Genomic DNA, 10438 nt, shown 5'->3' with positions numbered 1-10438 from the left:
GTTTACCGCATCGCACGTCTCAAAATACGCTCCGCCTGACGCTGGAAGTCAGCGGCCGTCTCTTCCACGGTTTTCTGCCCGTAGTCGATATACTGCAAAGAGGTACCGAACTGCGCCACAATCTGTGGGTCGTCAAAGTATGGCGAGACGGTGAGTTTCGCCGGCAGCGACTGCGCCAGGCGCAGGCCCGCCACGGATGGATCGTCCTCTTTAATGGTGCCGTCTTCGGTCAGATACTGCACCGCCACTTTGCTCAACGGCACGCCGCGCTCAAGACCCAGCGTATCGACCCCTTCTTTGCTGTTGAGCAGGAAGTTAATCAGCTTCGCTGCCGCTTCCGGGTTTTTGGTTGTCTTACCAATCGACAGCATCTGCGCCGGTTTGAAGAACAGACCCGCGTCGGTGGCTCCCGGCAGCATTGGGTAGCTGCCCAGCTCCAGTTTCGCCGGTGGCTTCAGGTTGTCGGAATATTTGTTGATGGTGGAGTTCCACATGTAGGTGCCGCCCCATTCACCCTGGATCCACGGCTTCATCTCATACATGTTGCTCTTACCGAACGAGGCATAGTATTTGGTGTCCGGCATGACGTGGCTGTCGATCAGCTTTTTGTAGGTCTGGAAAAACTCCACCCACTGTTCCTTTGTGTAGCTGAACTTTTTGGTTTTCTCATCCACCGCAGGAATGTTGTACTTCTGGATCATGTACGAATTCAGCAGCGCCAGCGTATCCTGGTGCTCCAGGATCACCGGATAGTATTGCTTGCCGAGCTTGCTCTCGAAGGTTTTACCGGCCGCCATCAGCTCGTCCCAGGTTTTCGGGTACGCAATACCCGCTTTTTTCCAGGTTTCGTCATTGAAGTAGAACACGCGCGCCGTCACCGAGATCGGAATGCCGTTCAGCTTGCCGTCCACGGTGGTGGTTTGCAGCTCTTTGGGATCGAACTGCGACAGGTCGATCACGTCCTTCATCTTGTTCAGATCGTAGAAGCCGTCACCGGTTTTGGAGAAGATCGGCAGCCAGTTCCAGTTGGTCTGCATCACGTCCGGCTCGGTGCCGCCCGCAATCTGGGTGGTCAGACGGGAGAGGTGACCGTCCCAGCCGGTGTATTCCGCTTTTACGTTGATGTCCGGGTTCTGCTTATGGAACTCTTCCAGCGCTTTCAGAGTGACCTGGTGACGGCCATTGCCGCCCCACCAGGACATCCGTAAATCCACATTCTGCGCCATCGATGGCAAAGCGGTAAGGCCCAGGGTCGCGGAGATTGCTGCGCTTAAAAGCACTTTTTTCATTTTTATCACTCCATCAGAGAGAGAGGTTCTGTTCAGTTTTTGCGTCAAAAATATGACACTTGTTCATCTCAAACGTGAAATACACCTTACGATGAAGCCCTTTATCAATCATTGGCTTAGCTTCATCGGACGGGATTCGGGCGGTCAGTTCGTAGTCCGCGACCTTCAGGTACACAAAGAATTCGTGGCCCATGTTCTCCACGCGCACCATCTCCCCGCTACAGCCGCCATTCGGGAAGGGCTCATCAGAGAGCGACACAAATTCCGGGCGCACGCCGTAGAAGATCTCCTGACCCGCGTAAGCCGCGACTTTCTCCTGCTTCTCCGCGTTCAGCGGCATGGTTTCATCGCCAATGGCGATGTGCAGCTGGCCCGCTTTTTCGACCAGCACGCTTTTGCGTATATTCATCTCCGGCGCGCCGATAAAGCCCGCCACGAACATGTTCTTCGGCTTGTGGTAGAGGTTGTCCGGCGTGTCCACCTGCATGATATGGCCGAGCTTCATCACGCAGATGCGGTCGCCCATGGTCATCGCTTCGGTCTGGTCGTGGGTCACGTAAACGGTGGTCGCCGGTTTTCCTGACTTCTTCAACTGCTTGTGCAGGTCAGAAATACGGATACGCATCGAAGCGCGCAGTTTGGCGTCGAGGTTTGAAAGCGGCTCATCGAACAGGAACACATCCGGTTTTTTCACAATCGCACGGCCTACCGCCACGCGCTGCGCCTGGCCGCCGGAAAGCTGGCGCGGCAGGCGGTCGAGCAGCTCTTCCAGCTCAAGAATTTTGGCGGCTTCATTCACCTGAGACTCAATCTGATCTTTCGGCAGTTTGCTCAGCTTGAGACCAAAGGCCAGATTCTCGCGCACCGTCATGTGCGGATAGAGGGCGTAGTTCTGGAACACCATTGCAATACCGCGCTCCTTCGGCGCGAGGTTGTTCACGATCTTGTCGCCGATGCGCACCTCGCCGCCGCTGATGGTTTCCAGCCCCGCCAGCATGCGCAGGGTCGTGGATTTGGCGCAGCCGGATGGGCCGACGATCACCATGAATTCCCCTTCAGCAATTTTAAGATCGATAGCGTGTACCGCTTTAAAGCCGTTGGAGTAGACCTTTTCCAGCTTGTTGAAAATAACTTCAGCCATGGTATTTCCCTCTTAACCTTTAATTCCGCTGCTGGTGACGCCCTGTACGAAGTAGCGCTGTGCCAGGAAGAAGACAATGATGGATGGCAGAATGGAGATGCTCGCCATTGCCAGAATTTCGTTCCACGGCGCGCCTTCGGTGACGTCGATGGACATTTTCAGCGCCAGTGCGATGGGGTATTTATCCACGCTGTAGACGTAAATCAGCGGCCCGATAAAGTCGTTCATGGACCACATGAACTGGAACAGGGCGACGGAGATAATGGCCGGTTTCAGGATCGGTACCACCACGTACCACAGCACCTGGAAGGAGTTACAGCCGTCAATCTGCGCCGCCTCTTCCATGTCACGCGGGACGCCGCGCAGGAACTGGATCAGCATGAAGACGAAGAACCCCTGAGTGGCGAAGGCCAGCGGCAGGTACAGCGGCATATAGCTGTTGAGCATGCCCATTTCACGGAACATGAGGTACTGCGGGATCAGCAGCACGGTGCTGGGCAGCAGCATGGTGGTGATGAGCGTGGCGAACCAGAACTTCTTCCACGGGATCTCGAAGCGGGCAAAGCCGTACGCCACGATGGTGGAGGAGATAATGGTCAGGATCACTTTCGGGATCACATACTTAAAGGTATTCAGCATGTAATGGCCGAAGTTGTACTCGGTCCCGGTTTTCCAGCCGTTCACGAAACCATCCCAGGTGGCGTGGGCTGGCCACAGGCTCAGTGTGGTGAAGATCTCGTGGTTCGGTTTGAACGACGCGGAGAACATCCACACCAGCGGGTAAAGCATCAGCAGGCCGACAACCAGCAGGATCACATAGCGAACGGAGGCGTTGATTTTCTCTCTGCGCAGCGTGCGGGCCACTTCGCGTTCGGCGACGCTTCTTGCCGTGGAGAGTTGTTGAATATCAGCCATTTTTGCCTCCTTTATCGGCGGAGTAGAACACCCAGTATTTCGACGACTTAAAGGCGATACCGGCGAAGACGGCCACCACCAGGAACAGGATCCACGCCAGCGCCGCGCCATAGCCCATATCGAAATACTTGAACGCGGTGTCGTAGATGTAGAGCGAGAACAGATAGGTCGAATAGGTTGGCCCGCCGCCGGTAATGACGTACGGCCCGGTAAATTCCTGGAACGCCTGCGTGGTCTGCATGATGAAGTTGAAGAAGATCACCGGCGTAATCAGCGGCACGGTCACCTTCATGAACATCTGCCATTTCGATGCGCCATCGATCATTGCCGCTTCATACTGGGACTGCGGTACGTTTTGCAGCGCGGCCAGGAAGATGACCATCGCGGAACCGAACTGCCAGACGCGCAGCAGGGTAACGGACATCAGCGCCAGCGACGGCTCGCCCAGCCAGTTCACCGGATCAAAGCCAAATACACCGATAAAGCTGTTCAGCAGACCATCAATGGCAAATAAGGCGCGCCACAGTACGGCAATGGCGACGGAGCTGCCGAGGATCGACGGAATATAGTAGGCCGTTCGGAAAAAGCCGATGCCGCGTAATTTAAAGTTCAGGACAAAGGCAATTCCTAATGCAAAGGCGAGCTTTAACGGGATGGTTAAAAATACATAGGCAAAGGTCACGCCCATGGATTTCCAGAAGAGCGTGTCTTCGGTAAACATGTAGCGATAGTTTTCGATGCCGTTAAACACCGGCGGACTCATCAAATCGTAATCCGTAAAGCTGAGGAAAAACGATGAGACGAAGGGGAATGCCGTAAAGATTATCAGCCCGATGATATAGGGTGATATCCATGCGAGCCCCAGCAGCTTGTTTTCATTCATACATACCTACCTGGCAATCAATGGTTTAATACGAAATCTGCTTTGTTACATTTTCCCGGGCCTGCGATGCGCGGCATGGGAGCTGAAATTCAGGGTGCAACGTCTGGCAACGGCAAAACCTACGTTTGTTTTTTAACGCTTTTTTGTCTTTCTTCATGCTGTAAGCGCTTCTGGTTTCAAAAGAGCTGAACCGGTGTTCTTGGATACTAAAACATCGTTTTATTTTATATTATTGCGATTTATTTCTGCGTCATTCGCTTAATGGTGGAAATGTGATCGGCGTCGAAACGCTGTTTCAATATAGTGAGGGAGGTGGCATTTTTGACTTTCCATGGACGTTCGCCGCGGCCCATGAGGAAGAGATAATGAAGCAAAAGGGGAGCAGGAATAACAATAGTCACGCAGCGTGGCTAACTACCAGATCTGATAGCAGGTCTACAGATGTACCAATTCGTCATTCAGATAATTCTTACATTCTTGTATGATTTGTTACACCGGAACCAGTCAGGCAGAATTTCACTGCATCCTTAAAAGAAGAACAGTTATGTCAGCGATGGATTTCAAAAAACATACGGATCTCAATTTTCCTCACTATGCTCCCCCGGCGGTCAGCGCTAAAGAAATAGATCTTCTGGGTCTGCTGGACGTCCTGCTGGCAGCAAAAAAACGCATCATCACCATTGTCTTTGCATTTGCACTGGTCGGCCTGGCAATCGCTTTTCTGATACCGCAAAAATGGACCAGTAAAGCGGTCATTACGCCCGCGGAACAGACGCAGTGGAGTTCGCTGCGCCAGATGATGGTGGCGCTCCAGGTGCTTGATGTCGACGTGAAAATTACCCGTGCGGATGTGTTTAATCTGTTTATCAAAAAGTTTCAGTCCCAGTCTCTGCTTGAAGAGTACATGAAGAGCTCACCTTACGTGATGGCTCAGCTCGATGGCGCTCAGGTTGACCCGCTGGAGCTGCACCGCGCGGTGGTCAATATTGCCGAAAAGATGAAGGCTGTTGATAACACGCAGGAAAAAAACGCTGATAAAGCACCGTACCTCTCCTGGACGTTAAGCTTCACTGCCCCAACGGCAGAGGACGCGCAGAAAGTGTTGAATGGTTACATTCAGTACATCTCCCGCATCGTCGAGCAGGAGACCATGCAAAACATTCGCGATCAGCTGATCCTGAGAACCAAAACGGTTCAGCAGCAGCTGGAGCTGGATCGGGTCCGTCTGACAAATATCCATAATACCAACCTGCAACGCCTGAACTACTCGCTGGAAGTGGCGAACGCGGCAGGGATCAAAAAGCCGGTCTACAGCAATGGACAGGCGGTGAAAGACGATCCGGATTATTCCGTCGCCCTCGGTGCGGACGGGATTGCGCAGAAATTGCAGATTGAAAAAAATCTGAAGGATGTTTCTGAGCTGAACGCCGATTTCCAGAACCGCGAATACTATCTGGCACAGCTGCAAAAACTTTCCTTCGAAGATGTGAGCCTGGAGCCGTTCAAATACCAGCTTTCACCTTCTATGCCGGTGAAAAAAGATGGCCCGGGCAAAGCCCTGATCGTGCTGCTGGCGTGTATTCTGGGTGGACTGTTCGCCTGTGGCAGCGTGCTGCTGCGCGAGGCAATGAGCACCCGCAACCCGCTGCCGGAACAACTTCCTGAGCCGGTTACGGAATAACTTCAAAAAAGGCGCTCAACTGAGCGCCTTTTTTTATTTCAGGAAATCTTCGCGAACCGGCGTAAAGGTATCCAGCAGGGTGCCGGGTTTCAGGCAAACGCAGCCGTGCATCACGTGCGGCGCTTTATAAAGGGTGTCGCCCGCCATCACCACATGCTTCTCCTCGCCGATGGTGAACTCAAACTCCCCCGAGAGAACGTAGGTGAGCTGCTCATGCGGGTGGTTATGCATCGGGCCAATCGCGCCTTGCTCGAAATTCACTTCCACCGCCATCATCCTGCCGTCGTGCGCCAGAATACGACGCGTCACGCCGTTGCCCAGATCCTCAAGCGTGGTCTCTTTATGGAAAATAAACATATTTTCGCCCTGTTATGTAATGAAACATTGTTTCAATTAATTTATCTCACCCGCGGCGAAAAGGAAACGTTTAGCCAAATAACTGGAAAGGCGATCACAAGTTTGCTTCACTGGGTGAAACGCACAGGAGGAAAGATGAAAACGATCGGTCTGTTAGGGGGCATGAGCTGGGAATCAACGATCCCGTACTACCGCCTGATTAATGAAGGTGTCAAACAGCGTCTGGGCGGTCTGCATTCGGCCAGCCTGCTGCTGCACAGCGTGGATTTCCATGAAATAGAAGCCTGCCAGTCGAGCGGGGAGTGGGACAAAGCCGGGCAGATGCTGGCGGACGCCGCGCTCGGGCTGGAGCGTGCGGGCGCGCAGGGTATTCTGCTGTGTACCAACACCATGCATAAGGTGGCGTCGCACATTGAAGACCGCTGTTCGCTGCCGTTCTTACATATCGCGGATGCCACCGGGCGTGCCATACGTGCCGCCGGCATGACGCGCGTGGCGCTGCTGGGGACGCGCTACACCATGGAGCAGGATTTTTACCGCGGGCGGCTGAACAGCCAGTTCGGGATTGAAAGCCTGATCCCCGAAGAGGCCGACCGGGCGCGCATTAACCAGATTATTTTTGATGAGCTGTGTCTGGGCACCTTCAGCGAAACGTCGCGCGCATGGTATGTCAGCGTGATTGAGAAACTGGCGCAGCAGGGGGCGGAAGGGGTCATCTTCGGCTGTACCGAAATTGGCCTGCTGGTGCCGGCAGACCAAAGCCCGATACCGGTCTTCGATACCGCCGCCATCCATGCCGCCGATGCGGTGGAGTTTATGCTGTCATAGTGGTTTTTGCAGGTCAGGTAAGCGAAGCGCCACCTGACGCGCGTGCGCAATCAGGTGTTCACTAAACGCATCAACCAGCGCTGAGGCGGGCCGATGCAGCGGGCGGATCAGGCTCACGGTAAAGGGAACGGAAACGCTAAAACGGCGCAGAACCACGCCGCTGCTGGCGTAGTCCATGGCCGTGAGCGGGTTCACCACCGAAATACCCACGCCCGCGCGCACCATCGCGCAAATTGACGCCGCACTGTGCGTTTCCATTACCATCCGCCGCTTCACCTGATGTTCGGCAAACAGGCCATCCAGAAGCTGCCGGTAGCTGTCGGTCTGCGACAGGCTGATATAGTTCTCACCGTGAAAATCCGCCGGCGTCAGCTCCGCTTTGTGGGCAAGCGGGTGGCTGGCAGGTAGCACGCAGACCTCATCCAGCGACAGCAGCTCCGTGCGTTCCGTTCCCGCTGGCGTGACGAGGGTTTCGGTCAGACCCAGATCGTGGCGCTGGGCCGAAAGCCACTCCTCCAGCAGCGGCGACTCCTGCGGCACGATGGTCAGGCTGACCTCCGGATAGCGGGCCAGAAACGGCTGTAACAGTACCGGCAGGAATGACTGGGAAAAGACCGGCAGGCAGACGATGGACAGCTCGCCCTGGCGGAACTCCCTCAGGCTCTCTGCCGCGCTCACGATCCTGTCCAGCCCGTACCAGGAGCGCTGAACCTCCTCAAACAGACGTAAACCCTGCACCGTTGGATGCAGCCTGCCGCGGGTGCGTTCAAACAGCTTCAGCCCCAGCACTTTCTCAAAACGCGCCAGCTCGCGGCTGACCGTCGGCTGCGAAGTGTGCAGCATGTGCGCGGCTTCAGTGAGATTGCCGGTGGTCATTACCGCATGAAAAATCTCGATATGGCGTAGGTTAACGGCGGGCATAGGGCACCTGATGGCTGAGCGTAGTCCATATCATTTTTGCATAGACTCAAGATAAAACGATATTTTTTATTCTCTTCAGGCTATGGCGTAATGATAAAAAACAGATTTCCGGAGACGACCATGCCACGCCCACTCAACCAGACTGAGACCGATTTAAACGCCGATAACCTGCTGCGCCTGCCTGCCGAATTCGGCTGCCCGGTGTGGGTCTACGATGCGCAGATTGTCCGCGAGAAGATCGCCGCGCTGCATCAGTTTGATGTGGTGCGTTTTGCGCAGAAGGCCTGCTCCAATATTCATATTCTGCGCCTGATGCGCGAGCAGGGCGTGAAGGTTGACTCCGTATCGCTGGGTGAAATCGAACGTGCGCTGGCGGCCGGGTTTGATCCGAAAGCCGACAGCGACGCGATCGTCTTCACCGCTGACCTGATTGACGACGCCACGCTGGCGCGCGTGCACGAGCTGCAAATCCCGGTCAATGCCGGTTCGGTGGATATGCTGGAACAGCTTGGGCAGGTCTCTCCTGGCCATCGCGTCTGGCTGCGCATCAACCCGGGCTTTGGTCACGGTCACAGTCAGAAAACCAACACCGGGGGCGAAAACAGCAAGCACGGGATCTGGTATGCCGATATGCCTGCGGCGCTGGAGGTTTTACAACGCTACAACCTCAAGCTGGTGGGCATTCACATGCATATCGGGTCCGGCGTGGATTACGGCCATCTTGAGCAGGTCTGTGGCGCCATGGTGCGTCAGGTTATCGATTTTGGTCAGGATCTGGAGGCGATCTCCGCCGGGGGAGGGCTTTCGATTCCTTACCGCGAAGGGGAAGAGGCGATCGACACGGATCACTATTACGGCCTGTGGAGCGCCGCGCGTGACAGCATCGCCGCCCATCTGGGCCATGCGGTGAAGCTGGAGATTGAGCCGGGTCGTTTCCTGGTCGCCGAAGCTGGCGTGCTGGTGGCGCAGGTGCGGAGCGTGAAGGAGATGGGAAGCCGTCACTTTGTGCTGATTGATGCTGGCTTCAACGACCTGATGCGCCCGTCCATGTACGGCAGTTATCATCACATCACCGCGCTTGCCGCCGATGGCCGCGATCTGGTCAACGCCCCGCGCATCGAGACCGTTGTTGCCGGCCCGCTGTGTGAATCCGGTGACGTCTTTACTCAGCAGGAAGGCGGGAAAGTCGAAACCCGTTCGCTGCCAGAGGTAAAACCGGGAGATTATCTGGTGCTGCATGATACTGGCGCGTACGGGGCGTCTATGTCGTCCAACTACAATAGCCGCCCGCTGCTGCCGGAAGTGCTGTTTGATAACGGCGTGGCGCGGCTGATTCGCCGTCGCCAGACCATTCAGGAGCTGCTGGCGTTAGAGCTGGTCTGATTAAACCAGGGCCCTGTTGTCACCGAATCGCGTAACACCAGGGTGCCGGTGAACGGCGGGATCGCTTCAACCGGCTGGTTTTTTGCCAGCCGGATCGCCTGATCGATCGCCGTGATGATCATGTTGTCGATCGGCAGATACACCGACGACAGGGCAGGCTCCAGCCACTTTGCGCTGGGGGCATCGTCAAAACCAAACAGCGAAATATCCTGCGGGATCTTCAGCCCGGCCTGGTGTAATGCTTTGGAGGCACCCAGGGCCATATCATCGTTACAGGCAAACAGGGCGCTGAACGATGTCTTTTCCGCAATCAGCTCCTTGCACAGCTCGTAACCCCGCGTCATGCCTGCATCGCCGTATTTAATCCGCCGCTCGTCGAGACGAATACCGTGCTTCTCCAGCGCCTTACGGTAGCCCATCAGTCGCGCTTTACCCGTTGGCGTGTGGATCGGGACGGTGATACAGGCGATCTCCCGGTGGCCCTGGCTTATCAGGTAATCCACCGCTTTGAAGGCCGCGTCCTGCTGTTCAAAGAAGACGCAGCGATCCGCCGCCTGGCTCACTTCACGGTTAATGATCACCAGCGGCGTCTGCACGCTGTTGATCAGCTTCAGGATCGTCTTTTCGCTCATGTAACGCGTATACAGCACGATGGCGTCGCACTTGCGGTCGGCGAGCATCTGCACCGCCTGTTCTTCCTGTTCAGGGGCGTCGTGACCGTCGGTAACAATCAGCTGTTTTCCGTGCTTTTCGGTCTGCCGTGACGCCTGCTGTAGCAAACGACCAAAGTAAAAACCGTCGAACGTCGAGACGACCAGACCAATGCTGTTGCTGGTCTGGTTAGCCAGCGAACGCGCGAGAAAGTTCGGACGATAGCCCAGCTCCTCCATCGCGCGAAATACCTGCTGACGCGTGCTCTCTTTAACCTGACCTGTGCCGTTCAGCACGCGCGAAACGGTGGCCTTCGACACGCCCGCACGCAGTGAGACATCCAGCATTGTTGCCATTCGAAATTCCTGTTTCCACGTAATGGTTTGCAG

The 10438-nt window shown here is 55.5% G+C and carries 10 protein-coding genes; 3 read left to right on the top strand and 7 right to left on the bottom strand.

What is annotated here, in order from left to right:
• Positions 1 to 2: 2 nt before the first annotated feature.
• From ACWKXX_RS17855 to ACWKXX_RS17840, 4 genes are read right to left on the bottom strand one after another with little or no spacing between them, the layout of a single operon-like run.
• Positions 3 to 1289, bottom strand: a complete 1287-nt coding sequence (locus tag ACWKXX_RS17855) for an ABC transporter substrate-binding protein (protein ID WP_017382862.1) — start codon at positions 1287 to 1289, stop codon at positions 3 to 5.
• Between the two features lie 13 nt (positions 1290 to 1302).
• Positions 1303 to 2430, bottom strand: a complete 1128-nt coding sequence (locus ACWKXX_RS17850; RefSeq protein WP_023295369.1) for an ABC transporter ATP-binding protein — start codon at positions 2428 to 2430, stop codon at positions 1303 to 1305.
• Positions 2431 to 2442: 12 nt separating this feature from the next.
• Positions 2443 to 3345, bottom strand: coding sequence for a carbohydrate ABC transporter permease (locus tag ACWKXX_RS17845; protein ID WP_017692724.1), 903 nt, complete (start codon positions 3343 to 3345; stop codon positions 2443 to 2445).
• Complete coding sequence (locus ACWKXX_RS17840) at positions 3338 to 4228, bottom strand: carbohydrate ABC transporter permease (protein WP_023304356.1); 891 nt, start codon at positions 4226 to 4228, stop codon at positions 3338 to 3340. Before ACWKXX_RS17840 ends, ACWKXX_RS17845 begins: the two co-directional genes overlap by 8 nt.
• Before the next feature lie 544 nt (positions 4229 to 4772).
• Between ACWKXX_RS17840 and wzz(fepE) the strand changes: the two genes are divergently transcribed.
• A complete protein-coding gene (gene wzz(fepE), locus ACWKXX_RS17835; RefSeq protein ID WP_017382859.1) occupies positions 4773 to 5909 on the top strand; it encodes an LPS O-antigen length regulator Wzz(fepE) in 1137 nt (378 codons plus the stop codon).
• A 33-nt stretch (positions 5910 to 5942) separates the two neighbouring features.
• Here wzz(fepE) and ACWKXX_RS17830 read toward each other — a convergent pair whose 3' ends face one another.
• The gene (locus ACWKXX_RS17830) at positions 5943 to 6266 is read right to left on the bottom strand and encodes a cupin domain-containing protein (RefSeq protein WP_015571763.1); all 324 of its coding nucleotides are present in this window, start codon (positions 6264 to 6266) and stop codon (positions 5943 to 5945) included.
• Positions 6267 to 6401: 135 nt separating this feature from the next.
• Here ACWKXX_RS17830 and ACWKXX_RS17825 point away from each other — a divergent pair, with 135 nt between their 5' ends.
• Positions 6402 to 7094, top strand: coding sequence for an aspartate/glutamate racemase (locus ACWKXX_RS17825; RefSeq protein WP_017382858.1), 693 nt, complete (start codon positions 6402 to 6404; stop codon positions 7092 to 7094).
• On the opposite strand, the gene ACWKXX_RS17820 is transcribed toward ACWKXX_RS17825, so the two are convergent.
• Positions 7089 to 8015, bottom strand: coding sequence for a LysR family transcriptional regulator (locus ACWKXX_RS17820; protein WP_017692726.1), 927 nt, complete (start codon positions 8013 to 8015; stop codon positions 7089 to 7091). The two genes, ACWKXX_RS17825 and ACWKXX_RS17820, sit on opposite strands and share 6 nt — an antisense overlap.
• 120 nt (positions 8016 to 8135) lie before the next feature.
• Here ACWKXX_RS17820 and lysA point away from each other — a divergent pair, with 120 nt between their 5' ends.
• Positions 8136 to 9398: a diaminopimelate decarboxylase gene (gene lysA / locus ACWKXX_RS17815; protein ID WP_017692727.1), complete on the top strand. Its 1263-nt coding sequence runs from the start codon at positions 8136 to 8138 to the stop codon at positions 9396 to 9398.
• Here lysA and ACWKXX_RS17810 read toward each other — a convergent pair.
• Positions 9368 to 10405 carry a LacI family DNA-binding transcriptional regulator gene (locus tag ACWKXX_RS17810; protein ID WP_017692728.1) on the bottom strand — a complete coding sequence of 346 codons (1038 nt, stop codon included), beginning with the start codon at positions 10403 to 10405 and terminating at the stop codon, positions 9368 to 9370. The two genes, lysA and ACWKXX_RS17810, sit on opposite strands and share 31 nt — an antisense overlap.
• Positions 10406 to 10438: the final 33 nt, after the last annotated feature.

It is taken from the genome of Enterobacter sp. UPMP2061, from assembly GCF_053709615.1.
Note: the sequence above shows the minus strand (reverse complement) of the source record. Positions and strands in the feature narration are given on the sequence as shown.

Excerpts from the sequence above, each read along its gene's own strand:
- ACWKXX_RS17855 (WP_017382862.1), bottom strand. The coding sequence starts at position 1,289 with ATGAAAAAAGTGCTTTTAAGCGCAGCAATCTCCGCGACCCTGGGCCTT.
- ACWKXX_RS17850 (WP_023295369.1), bottom strand. The coding sequence starts at position 2,430 with ATGGCTGAAGTTATTTTCAACAAGCTGGAAAAGGTCTACTCCAACGGC.
- ACWKXX_RS17845 (WP_017692724.1), bottom strand. The coding sequence starts at position 3,345 with ATGGCTGATATTCAACAACTCTCCACGGCAAGAAGCGTCGCCGAACGC.
- ACWKXX_RS17840 (WP_023304356.1), bottom strand. The coding sequence starts at position 4,228 with ATGAATGAAAACAAGCTGCTGGGGCTCGCATGGATATCACCCTATATC.
- ACWKXX_RS17830 (WP_015571763.1), bottom strand. The coding sequence starts at position 6,266 with ATGTTTATTTTCCATAAAGAGACCACGCTTGAGGATCTGGGCAACGGC.
- ACWKXX_RS17825 (WP_017382858.1), top strand. The coding sequence starts at position 6,402 with ATGAAAACGATCGGTCTGTTAGGGGGCATGAGCTGGGAATCAACGATC.
- ACWKXX_RS17820 (WP_017692726.1), bottom strand. The coding sequence starts at position 8,015 with ATGCCCGCCGTTAACCTACGCCATATCGAGATTTTTCATGCGGTAATG.
- lysA (WP_017692727.1), top strand. The coding sequence starts at position 8,136 with ATGCCACGCCCACTCAACCAGACTGAGACCGATTTAAACGCCGATAAC.
- ACWKXX_RS17810 (WP_017692728.1), bottom strand. The coding sequence starts at position 10,405 with ATGGCAACAATGCTGGATGTCTCACTGCGTGCGGGCGTGTCGAAGGCC.